Below are 19,492 nucleotides of genomic sequence, written 5' to 3'. Positions count from 1 at the left end.
GGATAAGGAGTATTGCATCTATGGAAACACTTAGTGGCAAAATAATTGTAGATACATCATTTACGCTTTCGGAGGTAGATCCGAGACTCTTCGGGTCGTTCATTGAACATCTTGGGCGAGCTGTTTACGGTGGCATCTACGATCCTGATCATCCAACGGCCGATGCGCAAGGTTTTCGTGGTGATGTCATCGAGCTGGTGAAAAAACTTGACGTTCCGCTGATTCGCTATCCCGGTGGTAATTTTGTTTCCGGTTATCGTTGGGAAGATGGTGTAGGGCCGAAGACAGAGCGTCCTTCTCGGCTGGACCTTGCCTGGCGCAGTATCGAGCCAAACCAAATCGGAACAAACGAGTTCATGGACTGGGCGAGAAAGGTCGGGGCTGAAGTCAATCTTGCGGTAAACCTCGGAACCCGCGGTATTGAAGCAGCACAAAGTCTGATTGAATACTGTAATCATCCTTCCGGTACCTATTGGAGTGATTTGCGCCGCTCCCACGGATATCCGGAGCCCCACAATATAAAGGTCTGGAGCCTTGGAAATGAGATGGACGGCCGCTGGCAGATCGGGCACAAAACGGCCCATGAGTACGGTCGGCTCGCCTCTGAGACCGGGCGGGTGATGAAATGGGTTGATCCATCCATCGAGCTGGTTGTCTGCGGCAGCTCAAACAGCCGCATGCCAAGCTATCCGGATTGGGAAGCCTCGGTCCTTATGGAGGCCTACGACGAGGTGGATTATATTGCGCTCCACAACTACTATGGTAATGAAGATGATAATATTCTTGAATATATGGCCCAGTCCGAGGATATGGACCATTACATTCAAACCGTCATAGCAACCTGCGATTTTGTCCAGGCAAAAAAACGCAGCAAGAAACAGATCAATATTGCTTTTGATGAATGGAACGTCTGGTTTCATTCTAATGAAGCGGACAAGAAACAGGAACCCTGGACCATTGGACCTCCAATCCTCCAGGATCGCTACACCCTGGAAGATGCTGTTCTCATTGGGGAGCTGCTGATTACCCTTCTAAAGCATGCCGACCGCGTCAAGATTGCTTGTCTGGCCCAATTGGTGAATGTCATTGCGCCCATCATGACCGAACCGGGGAAGGGTGCGTGGGCCCAAACCATCTACTATCCTTTCCTACACGCCTCGCGTTACGGACGTGGTACCGTGCTTCGGACCCCGCTGGAAGCCTCGAGCTATGAAAGTGTAACCTTTGGTGCTGTTTCTTATCTTACTGCAATAGCTGTATACAATGAACAAGAGGGAGCTCTGACGCTTTTTGCCGTAAATCGTTCCCCGGAAAAGAGCATGGAGCTATCGTGTGACCTGCGTTCGTTTGAAGGATTCATGCCTGCAGACCATATCATCCTCGATGGTCCTGATCCCAAGGCCTACAATTCTGCCGATCAGCAAAACGTTGTTCCCCGCCGGGGCACACTCCCTGCTTGGGAAAACGGTCGTTGTTCTGTAATACTTTCCCCTCTTTCCTGGAATGTATTACGCTTCTCGAAAGTCGATTGACGTTTTTACGGATGTGCAGGCAGTTCATGAAGATACTTTTTCGGATTTAAGGAGAGAGCACGGCATAGTGCCGTCTTTGATTTCCTCACCTACGACCTGCATGAACTGTTGGCGGAAAAGGCCGATATGGGAGACAATCGTACGTGCTACATTCTCGGAAAGCTCGTTTCTGCAGAAGGCTACTTCCGTATTCGTCGCGATATCACCATGCTCGTGCTCGGCGAGAAAATGATCGACGAAAAGACGAAGGATCTTCTCCAGCTTTTCGATGCCGGAGGCGGGAGTGTTCCTTATCGCTTCTATTTCTTTGATCTGACGGATTAAGTTTTCGATAACGATGGTGGCAAGAATATCGGCCTTGGTGGATAAATGGGTATAATATGACTCCTTGCTGACATCGGCCCTTGTCGGTTATATCGAGGATCGTTGTTTTATCGTAACCTTTCTGTAGTGTTCCGAATCCTGGTGGTATGCATGCTCTTTTGACGGTAACATCCTTGTTTTTATGTCGGTGCTTACTTTTTCCCATAGTTTGGCTTTCAATTGACTGCGAGAAAAAGAATTGTGTCCCTTTAACCACCAGGATTCGGAACAGTAGATAATCTTTTCGAAGCCGAAACGATGATGGCCTTCTCCAGGCTTCCCTGGTTTTTTCGTTCCGTTTCGATCCTGTCAATCATACTGATGGCGTTATTCACCACTATCCCCACAAGGAAAACAAGGCCGAGAAGGCTCATAAAGCTAAAGGGACTGCCGCTTACCAAGAGTCCGATAACTACGTCGATGAAACCGAAGGGGATTGTAACAAGAATAACAAAGGCTCTCCTTCGAGAGTTAAACTGTGCCACCAATAAAAGAAGTATAAGAAGAAAGGCCAAGGGAACCTGCTTTATAATAGCCCTGTTTGCATCGGAAGATCCCTCCATCTCGTCGCCGAATTCGTAGGAAAAGCCGACAGGCCAATGCTCTTTTTCTTTTGCCAGCCAACTATCTATTCTGCCAGCCAGTTCGATGGCGCTTACATCCTTCGTTATTTCTGCCTGGAGTATCAACCTCTATTGTTGTTGATGATGATAAAGATGTATTCCGGTCTGGCCGATTCCGGGGAAACATTGAGCCGAAATCGTGGGATTCCTCCTCCGACGAAGGTCCCCAACTTACCACATCTCCTTTGTCGGCGCCCCTCTCTGTGGCGAGAAATCGGTCGAAGTCTCTTGCTACCTCGGATGAATGCTCAATTGAGCTTCCCCGGGGAAGAACTATCTCTGTGGTGAAGACGGGAAGGTGAGGTTTTGCATTCCCTTTGAGATGCTTCCTCCTTTCTTCCCTGATACCTTTTGGCAAGAAGCCGTTGAGCAAAAAGGGAATGATTGTCGTCGAGATCATCCATGAGGCGAGAAGCGGGATGGATACGACCCAAAAAAGCGGTTGGGTAAATTCTCCTGTCTGATTTTGTGACATGACAATAGGGAGAAAGGCTAAGGCTGTGGTTAGCGAGCTTGTAAGGAGGGGAATTCGTAACTCTTTTACCGTTTCGTATCGTCATATATCTATAATGGTTTCTATGAGATGTATTTGGCGCGGCTATGTTGATTTACAAAGAGCTTTTGGCCAATATCAGAGTCTCTTTCATTCCTCTGTGACATCTCCTGTCCATGTGTTATAAATAACGATATGGAGGAGTTTAGATAATGAAGAAATTTTTCTATTCCGGGCTTGCTGTGCTTGCCTTGTTTTTGTCCGGCTGTGCTTCTACGCCAACCATTGAGACCATGGTTCCCCGGGGGACGGCTCTCTATATGCAGATTCCCAACGGCGATGCTCTGATGACGGATCTCGACAAGTTTATGAAGCCATTGGGCTTTGATGCCTACATCGGCGGTATCCCGATAAAAGATTTTTTATCTACGATGCTTATTGTCAAAGGGGTTCCTTTTACGATGGAGGAATTGAATTTCTCCCAGCCGGTGGGAGTTGCCTTGATAAGCGATGATATAACCGCGGACCCTGATACGTTTATGCTTTTTATCCCCCTTGCCGATGTCGTGGATGTGAATAGCCTTGCCGAAAAGCTTAGTTCCGATGATGACCACTGGATGTTCTATAAAGGATATCTTGTTCTTTTTTCAAAGACCGAACTCATGGAAGATTTTCCGCCGAAGGAGCATGCCGACCTCTCAACCCTTCGGGACTATCCCGATTCCTCGATCCAGGCATATGTGGACTTCGACGGCCTGATAGATTCGCTGGGACTTGACGCCAAGGAGCTGTCTGATCAGATGGCTGCGTCGAACAATGGTGAGATGGCATGGGCCGGTACTCTCGTTGAGAAGTATCTTGCTCTGCTTCATGATATCGATTTTGTTTCAGCAGCGCTTAGTGCCGATGAAAACGGAATGGTGCTCAATAGCGACCTCTCTTTGGAGGGAAAAACCGGCTCCCTGCTTCGTTCTCTCAAGCCTATGAATGATGTAGCGGAATTTGAGGCCCCTTATTTGCCCGATGCCATGATCAGTGGGGTCATAGGCCTCGATCCTCGGGACTCGAATGCTATGATGGAAGCCTTTTACGGGTTTTTCCTGGACGATAAGGATGGAACTTCGGAAGATTCGAAGGCGCTGAAAACCATGATGGACGATTATCGGGCCCTGAATAGATTGGCTACCGGTTATGCGGCTTTTTCGTTCTCCATGGGGCTTCCTGCCGGTTCGGAAATTGAAGATATTCATTTCAGTTTAGGTATTGCCGCAGGTGCAAGTGATCCCGAAGCATATATTGAAAGGAGCAAGACTTCCGTCCGTAACGAGCTTACCGGCTTGCTGCTCAAGAAAATGTTCGGGAACTCATTTCCCCTTGGCATAAAGCAGGAGATGGAAGAGGGGACAACTCCGGCTGGTCGCCCCTATCTCAAGCTGGTTACCAGCTATAGCGGAATCGATGCCCTCGGAGCGGAAGGTGCAGAGCTCGAACGTTTTTCCGATCTCTATACGCTTTACATGTGTGCCGGTGATCACATGGTGTATTCCTATATGGGAAAGGGTGGGCCGGCTATGCTGGATGCCTTTGTCGAGATGCCTCACCACCGTTTTGAGCCTTCTCAAGGGTCACAGAGTGTAAACTTTCCGCATCTTTTTTGGACCGCTGACATTTCAAAGCTTTTTGCTCTCGTTCCCGCTTCGGAGATGCAGATTGCATTTCCCGATGGAATCACCATGGGAGGGAGCGTCGGTTCGAAAAAAGAGCGGCTGATTTCCTCCCTCGTCTTTCCGATGGAGAGCTTTATGGCCATTATGAAGATTGGAGATATGACGGAAGCTCAATAGCCAGTGATCGTCTGTTTACCCCCTCTTTGAGGATGTTCTAGTAATAGTAAGGATGTTTTAGATAGAGAAAATGGCCCCCAAAAAAAGCGGGGCCGTTTTCTTGTCAATTCGGATATGGCTGATGAGTAATCACCACTATTCGGAACACTAATAATCGGTGACAGCAGGCAGATTTTCCTCTTCATCGACGCGGAAATAGGCTATCACTTGCTGCAGCAGCTTTGCCTGGGCGGCCAACTCTTCGGCCGTGGAGGCGGTCTCTTCGGATGCCGAGGCATTATGCTGGATCACCTGATCAAGCTGAAGAAGGGCCTGATTAATCTGTTCGGCTCCGCTATTCTGTTCTTTGCTGGCCGCACTTATTTCCTGAACGAGTTCGGCCGTTTTCTGAATGACGGGGACAAGGGCTTCCAGTTTCTGTCCGGACTCATCGGCTTCCTTGACGGTGTGCCGTGACAGTTCGTTTATCTCTCCTGCCGCCTTCTGACTTCGTTCTGCCAATTTGCGAACCTCGCTTGCAACGACGGCAAAGCCTTTTCCATGTTCACCGGCTCGGGCTGCTTCGATGGCAGCGTTGAGTGCGAGTAGATCGGTCTGTCGTGCAATCTCTTCAATAATGGTGATCTTCTCTACAATGTTTTTCATTGCAACAACGGCTCTTGCGGCAATTTCTCCGCTTTCCTTTGCCTCAATGGCCGCCTGCTTGCTCATACGCTCTGTTTCTGCGGCATTATCGGCATTGTTTCGGATGCTGCTTGCCATCTCTTCCATGCTGGCGCTTACTTCCTCGGCGGAGCTTGCCTGTTCGGACGCTCCCTGACTGAGCTGTTCGGCACTCTCGCTGAGCTGTCCGCTGCCACTGGTAATGCTCTCAGCCGAGTTGATGACCTCGGAAACGACACGTGAAAGCTGATTCTTCATGTCATTCAGATTTTTTGCGAGTTCTCCCAGCTCGTCGTTTCGGGAAAGGTAATGCCGGTCGACAGCCACGGTAAGGTTACCCATCGCAATTTCCTTTGCCAGATCTATCCCTTTGATAATGCTTTGAACGATATTGCGTGTTATAAGGAAGATAATGAGTGCTATAAGAATAATGGCGACGATGCTGATGGCCACGGAAAGGAAGGCAAGATTTCGGGCCTGGGTTAGAACCACATCCATCGGAATTGAAATGCCGAAGGCCCAGTTTTCTTCTACACCTGTTATATGAAGTGGATAGATGGTCTGCAGGGAAACGACCTTGTCTTTTGCCGATTCCTGCTGAAACTGAAAAACAGTTCCGTTTTTAACGGCTTCGCTAAAGGCCTGTTGATATTGGGGATCGATATGTTCCAATGCAGATGTGCCTATCATGTCGCTTTGAGGATGGGCGGCGATTGTCAGCTCCTGGCTTACGGCATAGGCATAGCCGACTTCAAAGGGTTTAATTCCGGCGACCAGAGTCTGCATCTGTTCCATGGAAAGGTCGATACCTGCGACACCTACGGCCTTACCGTTTACCCGTATGGGGGCGGATAGGCTGATCACCATTGTATCCTTTCCTCCGATTTCGTAGACAGTCGGTTCGGTTACATACAGCCTGTCTTCTTGTAGCGGTACCTCGTAATAGACTCCACCGTCGTAATCCATTGTCGGTTCGAGATGTAAGCCTCCCACGCGATTCCAGTAGGGAATGAATCTACCCGTCTGGTCATGACCGGCCGTATCGACATACGTCTTGTCCCTGCCGTCAAAGGCATTCGGCTCCCATACCATCCATACCCCAAGAAGATCGGGGTGCTCTTGAAGAATGGTTTTGAGCATGATATTTGCTTCTTCCCGCCCAATGTTCAACTTGTTCTCTACGATCGATGCCATAGTGTCTGACATCGTTTTTGCAGTTTCAAGTCCGACAACAATTTGAGATATAAACTGATTGCCCTGATGTGCCGCTATCTCCAACGCAAGGCTTTCCGCATCCTGCTTGGCACTTTTGCTGACACGCACGACGATCAGGGTCGTCATTCCACCCAGAACCATGACCACCGTCAGCAGAATGGGAATGAGAATCTCGTTCCTTAGTTTCCTCTTCATTGTGAACCCCCGAATTCATATTGTAGTAATGGGCAAGCAAAGTTCAACATTTTGCTATCAAAAAATAATGAGTATTGTCTTTCGACCTAAGAATGGATTACCCTTACATGAATATACCGGAGGCTGGAGGATAGTTTGTGACGGTCGTTGTTCTCGACGATGAAGAAAAAGTGTGTCGGCTGATACTTCAGCTGGTCGATTGGTCTTCCCTGGGAATGGTGGTGGTTGGTACGGCCTACAACGGCATCGACGGCCTTGCCCTTGTAGAGCGTGAAAGGCCCGATCTTGTCATTACCGATATCCGTATGCCGGGACTTGACGGGCTTGAGTTGATCGGACGAATCAGGGAGAGTACGGATGGTATCGATTTTATCATTGTAAGCGGTTATCATCAGTTCGAATATGCCCATAACGCTATTCGTTACGGTGTAGAGGATTACTTGCTCAAGCCTATTAAAAAGGATGAGTTAACAGCCACCTTGGAAAAGATAGCGGAACGGCATTATCGGCGTGTTTCTGCAGAACAAACCAACCGGGATCTTGCTGCTCGTCTAAAAAACAGCCTTGGGAAACTTCGTAAAGACTTTTTCCATGATTTTGTCTTTGCTTTGCCTTCAGATCGGCGTGTTGAACTGGAAACGATCAACGATACCTATGGCTATCACTTTCGCGACGGCCTTTTTCAAGTCATCATGATAAAGATTGATTGCCCACCCTCTGATTTTTCCGACGGTATTGTGCGCATGATCGCGGAAAAGGCGGAATCGGCTTCTCATGCTTTTCTCGATGGGTCTTCAAGCGATTTGGAACTGTATATCGGTGTATGTCGGATACATATTGTGATTGGATATCCGGAATCGGAACGACAAGAGGTAAGAAAAGCGGTAAAGCGTATCAACGACGAATTGCAGGTCCAGGCTAGTATCTTTGAGGTTGTTCAGCTTACCACTTCTCTCGGACAGGCCGTCGAGACTATCGAACGAATAGCCGAGTCCCGCAGAGATGCCGAGATCGCCATGGGGCAACGCCTCTTTTCTCAAACCGGACAGCTGTATGAGGAGCTTCCTCCTTTTCTTTCCGGCTCCTGTAATGATGCCCTGGCCGTATGGAATCGTGATATGGAACATACCTGTGATCTCCTTGATGAAGAAGAGGCCATGGAGGCTGTCGACAGACTGATGCGTTCGGTGTTGTCACAGAAAGCGTGTACAGGCGTTCTTCTCCTTGATGCGCTCAAGGAGGCCGGCCATCGCCTTTTTGTTCTTTTAAGAAACCGCGGTGAGGAGACCGTTGAAGATCTTTCGGCCCTTGAGAGGCGTTTTGAGAGTGAATTGGATCTCCTGCCTAGTGTAAAGGCCCTGCAGGATCGGCTTCGCACGCTCACAAAGAACCTTTTGGAATCGATGGCCGAATCACGGCGACAGGCGGAAAGTCGCCCCATCAGAGAGGCCAGACGTTACATCGGTGATCACTACCGGGAGAGTGGAATTTCTCTTGAACAGGTAGCCGACATAGTAGGCCTCAGCCCTTCTTATTTTAGCCTCATATTCAAGCGGGAAACAGGATCCGGTTTTCTTGAGTATCTGACCGGTATTCGTATTGATTACGCAAAAGAACTCCTGCGCTCTTCCAAGCAGACGGTCGCTCAGATTTCTTCTGCGATCGGGTATAGCGATACGAAGTATTTTACCCGACTTTTTAAACGGATGGTTGGTATTAAACCGAGTGAATTTCGCAAGTTGTACAGTTGAGGTGTCTCGTGGTTCGAAAAATGGGTTTGATGGTACAGCTTTTATTTCTCTATGCACTTCTTTTCTTTGCTATGCTCATCGCCGTGGTGGTGTTATGGTCCCTTGCCGCCGAAGAGATCGTCTCAATCTGGCTTCCCTTGCTTTTCTCCTTTTTCCTGGTCGTTCTTTTTGGTATCACCTGGCAGAAAATCGTGGTTCCCTTTAGCGAAACTGAGAAATTGCTTGCTCTTTTTGCAGCGGGTTATACCCTGGAGGGGGTCTACGACATCCGGTATCCCTACAGCGCGGGGATGCATGATACTCTTGCAAGACTCAATGAACTCTTGCAGACCCGTGATCTGCTTCAGGCTAGCAAGCGTCAGGAGCAGTATCTTGCCCTGCAAAACCAGATAAATCCCCATTTCCTCTATAACACCCTGGAGGGTATTCGCAGCGAGGCCTTAAGTGCGGGGGTACATTCCATAGCCGAAATGACCGAGGCCCTTTCCACTTTTTTCCGCTATACCATCAGTACCATGGATCATCTTGTTACGGTAGAGGATGAGCTCGGCAATATCGAAACCTATTTTTTGATTCAGCAATATCGCTTCGGCAAGCGGCTGCAGCTGCGTATTGAGATAGACGAGGCTGAGCGCTCGGAAATTTATGCCTACCGCTTGCCCAAGCTGATTCTTCAGCCCATTGTTGAGAACTCTATTCTGCATGGCCTGGAACGTAAAGTTGGAGCAGGGCTCTTGCGGGTTCAGCTGGAAACGACCGAGACCCGCTTGCTTATTACCGTGAGTGACGACGGAGTCGGCATGGAGAGCCAAGAGCTTGAGAAACTAAATCGAAATCTTGCCATACGCTCTCTCAGTCATGTGAGTGAAGGACGAAATCGGGGCGGCATTGCGATTGTGAATGTCAATAATCGCATCAAACTTCTTTTTGGTGAACAATATGGGGTGACTATTACCAGCACACCATCCGTGGGTACCGACGTGGAGGTTGTGTTGCCGCGGATCGTTGGTGAAAAAACGGGGGTACAATGAAGAAGGAACTCCTGTGGCTCGACAGAATCACGATGTATCGGGAAAATGTTAGATTGCTCGACTCGCTGAGCATGCATCTCTTTGTGGGTGAAATCCTCGGACTTATACCCATCAACGCCCAGGGGCTGGAGGAGCTCCTCGACCTTATCAAGTATAACGGGCCTATCCATTACGGTTATGTGTGGTTTTTCGAGAGGGTAGTGAATGACTATCGCTGGAAGCGTTCGACTGCGAATCCTGTTGCCGTTATTGAAAAACGGAGCAGGCTCATCGGGTCGATGAGTGTTACCGACAACATATTCGTTGTTCGTGGCGGCATGAAAAAGTACCTCATAAACGATGGGGTGCTTTCCGATCAGTTGGAACGCTTGTGTGAGGGGCTTAATATCTCAATTCCCCCGCATGAACCGGTAGAACGATTGCCCTTCTTTACGCGTTGGCTTGTGGAATTGCTGAAAGCCGTGGTGGCTGGTGCCCGTTTGATCATTATTAGGGATATTAGTAATGTTGCGAGTCCCGTGGACCTGTCGCGTATCCATCGGGTGATCCGCTACTATGCCTCCCTCGGTCTCTCGTTTCTCTATGTCTGCAACCATCATGAAGAGGTTTTTACCCTTTGCAATCGAACGGTCTTGATGGAGGATGGAAAAATCCTCAAGACCCTGCGGGCGGACCAAATGAATAACGATCTTATGCGTCGCTTCCCTCAAGGCTTCGTTCATTTTATCGACAATGATTCTCCTCAGAAGGCGACTGAAAAACGGAGAGCCGAAAAACCTGTTCTTGAGGTTAGAAATCTTTGTCGGGAAACGATTAAGGATCTTTCGCTCTCACTTTTCGCCGGTGAATGCCTTATACTTCTTGACCTCGATAATTCCCTTCTTCCCCCGGTTCTCGCTCTTTGGCGTGATAGAAAAGCGCCGGAGAAGGGGAGCATCCGTGTAGCGGGCCGCCCCTTTCAGAAAGCCAGACGGCTTTTTGCCTTCATCGATGAAAAACCTACCCGCAGTAATCTCTTTGCCGATATGAGCTATCTGGATAATCTTTGTTTCCTTGCCGATGATCGTCTCCCGTTCTTCTGGACAAAGAGGCGTTATCTGCGAAGCATTCGGCGGGAGTATCTTCCGCTGATAGGTCCGGTGATCGATGCCCCTTCCCTTGCAGGGCTCTCGCTTCACGATCTTTATGAGCTGGTCTATCATCGTATATTGTTACAGAAACCGCGTCTGGTTTTCTGTGTCCAGCCCTTTGCCGGCATCGATATGTATCAGCGGCTTCGCATCATTCAGCTTCTCGACCTGCTCAGGCAGCGGGGAATTGCTGTCCTCATTCTTGCCGTTAGTCTTTCCGATTCCCTTCAGGTCGCCGACCGGCTCTTGGTGGTAAAAAACGGCAGAGCTGTGCGTGAAATAGTGCGGCAGACTTTCTCTTCTCTCGATTCCGTACACATATCCAAAGAATGACCCCCTTTTTACCAATTTCGTCACCCTTTACAGATTACGGAAATGGCCTTGTACTGGATGTATGAACGAAGTAATCGTAACCATGGAACATATTGATAAGTCGTTTCCCGGGGTCAAGGCACTGGACGACGTCTCTTTCGAGCTGCGTTCGGGAGAGGTGATGGCCCTTTTGGGAGAAAACGGCGCGGGTAAGTCCACCCTTATGAAAATTCTCAGCGGTGTCTATACCCGCGATAACGGGGACCTCACCATTTTCGGAGAACCGGTAGGGGATCTGACTCCAAAGCTGGCGAAAAAGCATGGTGTTGCAATCATCCATCAGGAACTCAACATGTGCCCTCATCTTACCGTTGCCGAGAATATTTTTCTCGGGAGGGAAGATGTGGTCGCAGGGGGAATCCTCAACGATCGGGATATGAGGCGTCAGGCTGCGGATGTTCTTGGCCAGCTTCAGATCGATATCGATCCCGACATGCTTGTCGGTGACCTTGCCGTTTCCAAACAGCAAATGGTGGAGATTGCAAAGGCTCTCTCCAGTAATGCGCGTATTATCATCATGGATGAGCCGACCAGTGCCCTGACAAGTAAAGAGATCGACGATCTTTTTATCCTTATCAGGCAGCTGAGAGCAAAAGGACACGGTATCGTCTATATAAGTCACCGCCTTGAAGAGCTGAAACATATTGTTGACCGGGTGACCATCATGCGGGATGGAAAGTTCATCCTTCAAAATGATTTTGCCGATCTGACCATGGATCAAATTATCGGAAACATGGTTGGCCGAGAGATCAATGAGCAGTTTCCGCGTATCGAACGTCACAGGGGGAAGACCATTTTTGAAGTGCGTTCCCTTAATGCCGGACGGATGGTTCGCGATATCTCCTTCACGGTTAACGAAGGTGAGATCCTAGGCATTGCCGGTTTGATGGGTGCAGGCAGAACCGAGACGACTCGGGCGATTTTCGGTATCGACGCGAGGGATTCAGGGGATTTCATCCTTGACGGTATGCCCATTTCTATTGATTCCCCCACAAGTGCCATTCGTCAGGGCGTGGTGCTTGTTCCCGAAGATCGGAAGAAAGATGGACTGTGTGTAAAACTCTCCATCCGCGAAAATATCGCCTTACCGAACCTCGACATCATCTGTAACCGCCTGGGCGTGGTAAACCGCCACCGTGAGTCAGAGATGGTGAGGCAGACGAAAAAGAGTTTTTCCGTGCGCATGCCGAATGCCGATGTTCCTGCCGCCAGCCTTTCTGGAGGGAACCAACAGAAGATCGTAGTGGGCAAGTGGCTTGCAAGAAAAAGCCGGGTGGTTATGTTTGACGAACCGACCCGAGGTATCGATGTTGCGGCGAAGGTTGAGATCTACAACCTCATGAACGAGTTAAAGCGCGAAGGGATCGGGGTTCTGTTCGTCTCGTCTGAAATGACGGAAATCATGGGCATTGCCGACAGAATCCTCGTGATGTGCGACGGAAGGGTAACAGGAGAACTTGATGCTTCGGAGGTTACCCAGGAAAAGATCCTCGAACTTGCGACCAGATTTGAGGACAAACTTGGTGAGGAACGGGAACCGGCATAAGAACCGGAGTTACTTGAAAAAGATTACTGAAGAGAAGAGGTACATAGTAGTATGGTTAACGATGATAAGAGAGTAGGTGTCTTGAAACGGATGTTATCGGTCCGAGGCATGGGGCAGGTGCTCACCGTAACGGTTGGCTTGATCTTCCTTTGTGTGGTGTTCGCCATCCTTAATCCTGTGTTTTTTTCGTCAAAGAATTTGAGCAATCTCCTTCGTCAAATAGCTCCCATTTTGCTCATTGGTATTGGTCAATCATATGTACTTATCACCGGCAACATCGACCTTTCGATTGGTTCGGTAGTCGGGATGTCCACAATGATCAGTGCGACGCTCATGACCAAGGGGATCAACCCATGGGTTTCGGTATTGTTAACCCTTATCGCTTGTCTTGCCGTTGGTGTGGGAAACGGCCTGCTTGTTTCTCTTTGCAAGGTTCCTCCCTTTATCGCAACCCTCGGAACCATGACCATCGCCCGGGGAATCGCACAGATTGCCAACAACAACTATAATACCGACTCCATTGGAGAGGCCGCCGAAGGGTTCCGAAATTTCTTCTATTACGGGAAAACCTTCTCTCTTTACAATACCATCTGGATTGCCTTTGTCCTGTGGGTCCTTTTTAATTTTATCCTCAGCAGGACACGGACAGGACGGCATATCTATGCCATTGGATCGAATGTTGATGCGGCAAAACTTTCCGGCGTCAATATCATCGCGGTTACCACAAAGGCCTACATCGTCAGTGCTTTTTGTGCAACGGTTGTGGGGCTGATCTTCTGTGCAACCAGCGGGATGGGGGCAATGGATGCGGGAACCACCTACGAATTGTACGCGGTTGCCGCATCGGTTATCGGCGGTGTTTCCACCCTGGGTGGCCAGGGACTGCTTCTTGGTACGGTGATCGGTGCGTCAATCTGGGGCGTTTTACAGAATGGTCTCCAGTTTGCAGGTGCCCCGGTGGCAATTCGGAATATCATCATAGGGATTATTGTCGTCGTGAGTGTTTTGCTTGATGTAATTGTCCGGTCCGGATCTTTCAAGATGCGCAAGGAGAAAATTGCGGGGCAGAGTACCGAAGTCTGATCCTGGCAAAAGAGTTTGCAGGCACGTAAAACGTGCATGAATATCACATAGGAGGATGTTATGAAAAAAAGCATTCGGGTTATTGTTGCGATGATGGTGCTTCTGAGTGTGGGGACCGCGCTCTTCGCATCAGGTTCACAAGAGGGATCAGGCAAATACAAAATCTACCTGATCACCATGGATCAGACCGATCAGCATTGGGTGAATGTGGATGCCGGCTGCAAAAAGGCTGCTGAAGAGCTGGGGGGAATCGACTACAAGTGGATGGCTCCCGATGTAAAAGATGATGCAAAGCAGATTGAAATAATCAACAATGCCGTAGCCGGCGGTGCTCAAGCCATACTCCTTGCCGCGAACGGACCTACCGCCGTTACCAGCGCCCTTAAGGAGGCTGCCGATGCCGGAGTAAAAATAATTTATGTTGATTCTCCTGCCGACTTTCCCGCCTATCAGACACTTGCTACCGACAATAAGGATGCGGGAAAGATTGCCGGTGAAGAGATGATCAAAGCCCTTGCTGCCTCCGGTGTTACCAGCGGCAAGATCGGTATCGTGAATATCAATGCCGCTACCGCCAGTACCGTTGCCCGTGAGGCCGGTTTCCGTGAAGCTCTTGCGGGAAGCGATTTTACCATCCTTGAGACCCAGTACTCTGAAGGTGATGCCGCTCGTTCTAATGATATTGCGGTAAACTACATCACCCTCGGTTGTGTGGGAATCTTCGGTGCCAACGAAGGCTGTACCGTGGGAACCGGAAATGCCATTCAGGAAGCCGGAAAGAATATCATCGGCGTTGGCTTCGATAAGTCCGATATGATTCTCAGCCTGGTAAAAAAAGGGTATATAGTTGCCACCATGGCACAAAATCCTGACGTAATGGGTTATGAGGGAATGAAGAGTGCCGTGAAGGTCCTTAAGGGTGAAGACGTCGGTGCGAAGTATGTCGATACCGGTGTTTCCGTTATTACAAAAGACAAGCTCTAAAGCAATTTCCGAGAAGTTTAGGGGGGCTGCCGATAGGGCAGCCCTTTTTTTGGGCAAAGCCAATGAAGGAACCTACTGTTCCGAATCCTGGTGGTTAAAGGAACGTAATTCCTTTTCCTGCAGCCACCTGTGATTTATCTTGTGCTTTATATGAGTTTTTACAAATAATACATACATTAAATTGACAAAAATAGCATTATATTGTAAATATTCTGTATTAAAGGAGGCCGTTATGGAACTTATTAGTTCTGAAAAAAGAAGTTTTCCGTTGGTTCGGAGGGATCTTCCCGAACTGTATCGTGATCAGTTCCCCTATACGGCTGTTCCAAGAATCAGATTTGACGGCGTTGAGGTTCCTATTAATCTTCCCAAGGAGATCTGGATAACCGATACCACCTTTCGTGATGGGCAGCAGTCTCGTCCTCCCTATACGCCCAAACAGATCGCCCATATCTATAACCTTCTCCACAAGCTTTCCGGAGAGAAGGGCCTCATTCGACAGACCGAATTCTTTATCTACAGTGAGCGGGACCGTGAGGCTCTGAGTCTTTGTCAGGCTCAAGGCTATCGATTTCCCGAGATTACCTCCTGGATACGAGCGGATAAAAAGGATTTTCAGCTGGTTAGATCCCTGGGACTGAAGGAGACCGGTATTCTGACCTCGGTTTCCGACTATCATATTTTTTTGAAACTGAAATCGGATCGGGCAAAGATGGCGGATGCCTATCTCGGCATTGTAAAAGAGTGTCTTGCCGAGGGCATTATTCCCCGCTGTCATTTCGAAGATGTTACACGGGCGGATGTCTATGGATTCTGCCTGCCCCTTGCAGAAAAACTCCTGGATCTTTCCCAGGAGGCAAAGGTGCCGGTTAAAATCCGGCTTTGCGATACCATGGGATACGGGGTCACCTATCCCGGAGCCGTGCTTCCCCGCTCGGTCCCCAGGCTGGTGCATGCCTTTCACTCCGAACTGGGTTACCCCTCGGAGCTACTTGAATGGCACGGCCATAATGATTTTCATAAGGTCCATATCAATGCCGCAAGCGCCTGGCTCTACGGTTGCGCGTCCAACAATACCAGTATCTTGGGCTATGGTGAACGTACAGGAAACCCTCCTCTTGAGGCGGCAGTCATCGAATACATGTCGCTTACCGGTGATGATTCCATAGATACTACGGTCATAAGTGAGATTGCCGACTACTTTCGCAGTGAGATACGTGCCGACATACCGGAAAACTATCCCTTTACCGGAGAAAATTTCAACACCACTAGGGCGGGTATCCATGCCGACGGGATCCTCAAAAATCCCGAAATCTACAATATTTTCGATACCGAAACATTGCTTGGCCGCCCCATTCGCACCATGGTAACCGATAAATCCGGGCTTGCCGGCATCGCCCGCTGGCTCAACGAAAATGTTTCACTGATAAAATCGGGAAAATGCGAAAAGGTGACAAAACGTTCGCCCGGCATCCGCCATATAGCTCTCTGGGTCTCTACTCAGTATACACATGGACGGACCACTGCAATATCATACGATGAGCTCATGGCGCAGGCTCGACGCTATCTTCCCGGGCTCTTTGAATCGGAACTGGACAAGGCAAAGGAAGAGGCAAAACGGATTGCCATGATAATTGCTGAAGATGTGACCCATGCTCCGGAACTGGAAACGCTCAATCCCGCTGTGATGGACGGTTACCTTGGCAAGATTGTCAAAAGGGAAGGATCGATCCAGCTTCTGGCCGTGACGAACACCGATGGTTTTCGCATAAGTCAAATCTATTCGAAGCATGGCGAGAAATCTCTGTTCAGAAACTTGCTTACCAAGAATTTTCAGGAAAAGGAGTGGTTCCGCCAGGTCCTTGAAACGGGTAAGCCGTATATATCCCATCTTTTCTTTTCCCTTTATACCAATAGGCTGATCTTGACAGCTGCGTTTCCCATTAGGGATGGGAAGGGGAATATCAGGGCCGTCATCGACATCGACTTCATGTTTGAAGAGTTAATGAAACTGATAAACAAATTACCGGAGGGAATCGTTCAGGATGATGCCCGGTAGAGATCTTTATGCTTGATTTTCGTCTTGTCACCTTTTTGACGGCTGCCCGCGAAGGAAATTTTACCAAGGCAGGAGAGCTTTTAGGGCTTACACAACCTGCCGTAACCCAGCATATTCATCATTTAGAAGAGCTGTTCGGAGCACAGCTCTTTGAGAAGAGTGGACGGGGCGTTCAACTCACCCAAGCCGGAGAATTCCTACAGCATGAAGGCGAAATTCTTGCCGTCCACTCGCGCCAGATTAGAAAGGAGCTTTTGAATTTCGAGGGAGGGCGGAGATTTTTCTCTCTTGGGGCAACCTTGACGGTGGGAGAATTCCTTTTACCGCAGTATCTGGCCCGGTATAAACGGGGCCATGAAAAGCGGGAGCTCAACGTGACGATTGAAAATACTCTTCGATGTCTCGAACTGCTACAGAAAGGGAAGATCGATCTTGCCGTCATTGAGGGCCCTTTTGATTCCTCACGCTTTTTGCATGAACCTTTTCTTTTTGACGAATTGCTTTTTGTTACCGCTTCTGATGGCCCTTGGGCCCGGGAAAGCGTGATACATGAAGAGAACATCAACACCTACCCCCTGGTTCTTCGAGAACGCGGTTCGGGTACCCGAGAGCATTTTGAACAATTTCTCGGAAGGTTAGGACTTCATATTGATGAGGGCTCCGTTGTCATGGAGGTGGGAAGTCTGAGTGCCATAAAGGTTCTTTGTGAATCTGGTCTTGGCTGTTCTGTTATGTCCCGGCATGCGGTAGAGCGTGAACTCCTTTTGGGAAGCCTCTCTGCCATTCCATTTTCATCCGGTACCCTGGAGCGTCAAATTACGTTTGTCTATACCGAACATTCTCCCATGCCTTTTGTCGGAGAGTTTATCGGATTTTGTCGTGATATGCACGCAGAGCTTACAGAGGCAACATTTGATTGACTTCTGCTATAGTAGTGTATATCCTTTATAACCATGCCTGAAAAGAAATATCATCACGGAAATTTACGAAATGCTTTATTGCGTGAGGGGCGTCGTCTCATAGTGGAAAAGGGACATGAAGAGTTTTCGCTGAGAAAACTTGCACGTCTTGTCGGTGTCACACCTATGGCCGTGTATCGGCATTTCGAAAACAAAGAGGCTCTGATTTCCGCGATTATTGACGGAGCATTTGATGAGTTCGCACAGAGTCTTGAGTCTTCTTTTGACCATTCCCTTCCCTTACAAGAACAGCTTCTTGAGCTTTCGGTTGCCTATGTCCACTTTTTCCTTGATAATCCGGATGTTTTGAAGGTACTTTTTTTGGATTCTCACAAGCGTGACGCTGCGATTGCACAAAAAAAGAAGGATGTAAGAGAGGAGTTGCGTTCTACAAGGGCCTACAGGGTTTTATTTGATATATCGAAAAAGATAGCAACCCTTCATCCCGAATTCACCGAAGAAGAGATGGTCTTAACCGTCTGGTCGAGGGTTCATGGCCTTTCTGTTCTGCTTGTTCAGGAAAAGTTGCTCTTTAAGGCGGATGAATTTGACGATGATGCCTTAAAGAAAATTCTCAACACGTCATTGTAATATTCATTTCCTCGAATGTTTCTGCCTTTCTCTGGGTTCCCTTCAGAGGAACCTGCCATCTATACTCTGTTTCCCGATTTTCAAGAATAGATGTAATCTCAATGGCAGGAGCTTCCTGAAAGGCTTTTTGGCTGAGTGGAAGCTTAATCATGAGAAAGCCCCAGGCTATTGTTCTTGGATCTTTTTGCCTGGACCTATCCAGATTTGACAGGCTCGAGGAACCATAGGCAAAGGGAAGTGTCTTCCTTCCGTAGACATATGCAATACCATTTTTCCGAAAAAAGAAATTATTGACATGGTCATGACCGTAGAAGCAGGCTTTAATGGTTCCCAAATCCTTGAGCTCGGCATGCAACCGACCGTTCTCATTTCCACAGTCGGCACGTTCTCCTCCGGCTCCTTTGAAAAATCCCCGCTTCATTGCTTTATCCGTCTCTTTTATGGGGCGATGGAAAAAGCAAATTCCGGGTACGCTTCTCTCGTAGCGACAAATCTCCTCTTCCATGGCGGCGGATACTTCCTTTGTGATATGCTGTTTTCTTCCCGAATTGAGGATGAAAATTTGCCAGGAGGGTTTTTCCTCGCCCCTTTGAAAGATCTCGATAACGAAATTCCCACCGGTAAATGCGTCGCCGCCGGTAGAGGAGGGACGGGGAATGCTGCTTTTTGCATATAAGCAGTGGTTTGAACGAAGTAATGCTTTTTCTACCTTTTCGAAGAGCCTATCTTCTCTTCCCTTTCTGCCTATCTCCAAATCGTGATTTCCCCATGCAAAGGTCCACGGGACATATGTGCCGATATAGTGGTCGAACAGTCGAATAATCGGCACTGGTGAGGTGATTTTTCGTCTACAGAAGAAATCACCACTATTGATCAATAGCTGAGGGTCCTCGGTTTTGACAAGCCTGGCAAGTTTGTGCAAGAAAAACCGTTTTAACGGATACCGAAGGGCAAGGTGAAGATCTGTTACCTGCATCAGAGAAAGTTCCGCTGTATCACAAAAGAAGGATATCCGCTCCATAGAAAAGGAGTATGATGCTCCGATAAGTATACGATAA

At 48.6% G+C, this 19,492-nt stretch carries 15 protein-coding genes; 12 read left to right on the top strand and 3 right to left on the bottom strand.

Translation table 11 applies throughout. The features are described from left to right. Window positions 1-20: 20 nt before the first annotated feature. Both arfA and SPIRS_RS13405 read left to right on the top strand, forming a co-directional pair. Window positions 21-1,532, top strand: a complete 1,512-nt coding sequence (gene arfA / locus SPIRS_RS13410) for an arabinosylfuranosidase ArfA (RefSeq protein ID WP_013255223.1) — start codon at window positions 21-23, stop codon at window positions 1,530-1,532. Window positions 1,533-1,658: 126 nt separating this feature from the next. Beyond that, complete coding sequence (locus tag SPIRS_RS13405; protein ID WP_013255222.1) at window positions 1,659-1,856, top strand: hypothetical protein; 198 nt, start codon at window positions 1,659-1,661, stop codon at window positions 1,854-1,856. A 248-nt stretch (window positions 1,857-2,104) separates the two neighbouring features. Here SPIRS_RS13405 and SPIRS_RS13400 read toward each other — a convergent pair whose 3' ends face one another. Further along, window positions 2,105-2,584, bottom strand: a complete 480-nt coding sequence (locus tag SPIRS_RS13400; protein WP_041866090.1) for an efflux RND transporter permease subunit — start codon at window positions 2,582-2,584, stop codon at window positions 2,105-2,107. Between the two features lie 639 nt (window positions 2,585-3,223). Between SPIRS_RS13400 and SPIRS_RS13390 the strand changes: the two genes are divergently transcribed. After that, the gene (locus SPIRS_RS13390; protein ID WP_013255221.1) at window positions 3,224-4,855 is read left to right on the top strand and encodes a hypothetical protein; all 1,632 of its coding nucleotides are present in this window, start codon (window positions 3,224-3,226) and stop codon (window positions 4,853-4,855) included. 147 nt (window positions 4,856-5,002) lie between these two features. Here SPIRS_RS13390 and SPIRS_RS13385 read toward each other — a convergent pair whose 3' ends face one another. Continuing rightward, window positions 5,003-6,928, bottom strand: a complete 1,926-nt coding sequence (locus SPIRS_RS13385) for a methyl-accepting chemotaxis protein (RefSeq protein WP_013255220.1) — start codon at window positions 6,926-6,928, stop codon at window positions 5,003-5,005. Window positions 6,929-7,065: 137 nt separating this feature from the next. Here SPIRS_RS13385 and SPIRS_RS13380 point away from each other — a divergent pair, with 137 nt between their 5' ends. From SPIRS_RS13380 to SPIRS_RS21805, 9 genes are all read left to right on the top strand, one after another. Then, a complete protein-coding gene (locus SPIRS_RS13380; protein WP_013255219.1) occupies window positions 7,066-8,679 on the top strand; it encodes a response regulator transcription factor in 1,614 nt (537 codons plus the stop codon). An 8-nt stretch (window positions 8,680-8,687) separates the two neighbouring features. After that, a complete protein-coding gene (locus SPIRS_RS13375; RefSeq protein WP_013255218.1) occupies window positions 8,688-9,710 on the top strand; it encodes a sensor histidine kinase in 1,023 nt (340 codons plus the stop codon). Further along, window positions 9,707-11,173: a sugar ABC transporter ATP-binding protein gene (locus SPIRS_RS13370; protein ID WP_013255217.1), complete on the top strand. Its 1,467-nt coding sequence runs from the start codon at window positions 9,707-9,709 to the stop codon at window positions 11,171-11,173. Before SPIRS_RS13375 ends, SPIRS_RS13370 begins: the two co-directional genes overlap by 4 nt. A 61-nt stretch (window positions 11,174-11,234) precedes the next feature. Then, a complete protein-coding gene (locus SPIRS_RS13365; RefSeq protein ID WP_013255216.1) occupies window positions 11,235-12,758 on the top strand; it encodes a sugar ABC transporter ATP-binding protein in 1,524 nt (507 codons plus the stop codon). Window positions 12,759-12,809: 51 nt separating this feature from the next. Then, window positions 12,810-13,841, top strand: coding sequence for an ABC transporter permease (locus SPIRS_RS13360; RefSeq protein ID WP_013255215.1), 1,032 nt, complete (start codon window positions 12,810-12,812; stop codon window positions 13,839-13,841). Between the two features lie 60 nt (window positions 13,842-13,901). Then, window positions 13,902-14,825 carry an ABC transporter substrate-binding protein gene (locus SPIRS_RS13355; protein ID WP_013255214.1) on the top strand — a complete coding sequence of 308 codons (924 nt, stop codon included), beginning with the start codon at window positions 13,902-13,904 and terminating at the stop codon, window positions 14,823-14,825. Window positions 14,826-15,057: 232 nt separating this feature from the next. Then, window positions 15,058-16,884, top strand: coding sequence for a triose-phosphate isomerase (locus tag SPIRS_RS13350; RefSeq protein WP_013255213.1), 1,827 nt, complete (start codon window positions 15,058-15,060; stop codon window positions 16,882-16,884). An 8-nt stretch (window positions 16,885-16,892) separates the two neighbouring features. Further along, complete coding sequence (locus SPIRS_RS13345) at window positions 16,893-17,804, top strand: LysR family transcriptional regulator (protein ID WP_013255212.1); 912 nt, start codon at window positions 16,893-16,895, stop codon at window positions 17,802-17,804. Window positions 17,805-17,837: 33 nt separating this feature from the next. After that, the gene (locus SPIRS_RS21805) at window positions 17,838-18,434 is read left to right on the top strand and encodes a TetR/AcrR family transcriptional regulator (protein ID WP_013255211.1); all 597 of its coding nucleotides are present in this window, start codon (window positions 17,838-17,840) and stop codon (window positions 18,432-18,434) included. On the opposite strand, the gene SPIRS_RS13335 is transcribed toward SPIRS_RS21805, so the two are convergent. Continuing rightward, the gene (locus SPIRS_RS13335) at window positions 18,418-19,410 is read right to left on the bottom strand and encodes a metallophosphoesterase (RefSeq protein ID WP_245537594.1); all 993 of its coding nucleotides are present in this window, start codon (window positions 19,408-19,410) and stop codon (window positions 18,418-18,420) included. The genes SPIRS_RS21805 and SPIRS_RS13335 overlap by 17 nt on opposite strands. Window positions 19,411-19,492 lie beyond the last annotated feature (82 nt).

It is taken from the genome of Sediminispirochaeta smaragdinae DSM 11293, from assembly GCF_000143985.1.
Lineage (GTDB): Bacteria > Spirochaetota > Spirochaetia > DSM-16054 > Sediminispirochaetaceae > Sediminispirochaeta > Sediminispirochaeta smaragdinae.
The sequence above is the reverse complement of the archived record's forward strand: the minus strand, read 5'-3'. Positions and strand labels throughout refer to the sequence as shown.

Bases quoted from the DNA above. Each gene is read 5' to 3' on its own strand.
- SPIRS_RS13390 (WP_013255221.1), top strand. From the start codon at position 3,224: ATGAAGAAATTTTTCTATTCCGGGCTTGCTGTGCTTGCCTTGTTTTTG.
- SPIRS_RS13360 (WP_013255215.1), top strand. From the start codon at position 12,810: ATGGTTAACGATGATAAGAGAGTAGGTGTCTTGAAACGGATGTTATCG.
- SPIRS_RS13405 (WP_013255222.1), top strand. From the start codon at position 1,659: ATGGGAGACAATCGTACGTGCTACATTCTCGGAAAGCTCGTTTCTGCA.
- SPIRS_RS13385 (WP_013255220.1), bottom strand. From the start codon at position 6,928: ATGAAGAGGAAACTAAGGAACGAGATTCTCATTCCCATTCTGCTGACG.
- SPIRS_RS13335 (WP_245537594.1), bottom strand. From the start codon at position 19,410: ATGCAGGTAACAGATCTTCACCTTGCCCTTCGGTATCCGTTAAAACGG.
- SPIRS_RS13350 (WP_013255213.1), top strand. From the start codon at position 15,058: ATGGAACTTATTAGTTCTGAAAAAAGAAGTTTTCCGTTGGTTCGGAGG.
- SPIRS_RS13365 (WP_013255216.1), top strand. From the start codon at position 11,235: ATGAACGAAGTAATCGTAACCATGGAACATATTGATAAGTCGTTTCCC.
- SPIRS_RS13355 (WP_013255214.1), top strand. From the start codon at position 13,902: ATGAAAAAAAGCATTCGGGTTATTGTTGCGATGATGGTGCTTCTGAGT.
- SPIRS_RS21805 (WP_013255211.1), top strand. From the start codon at position 17,838: ATGCCTGAAAAGAAATATCATCACGGAAATTTACGAAATGCTTTATTG.
- arfA (WP_013255223.1), top strand. From the start codon at position 21: ATGGAAACACTTAGTGGCAAAATAATTGTAGATACATCATTTACGCTT.
- SPIRS_RS13370 (WP_013255217.1), top strand. From the start codon at position 9,707: ATGAAGAAGGAACTCCTGTGGCTCGACAGAATCACGATGTATCGGGAA.
- SPIRS_RS13345 (WP_013255212.1), top strand. From the start codon at position 16,893: ATGCTTGATTTTCGTCTTGTCACCTTTTTGACGGCTGCCCGCGAAGGA.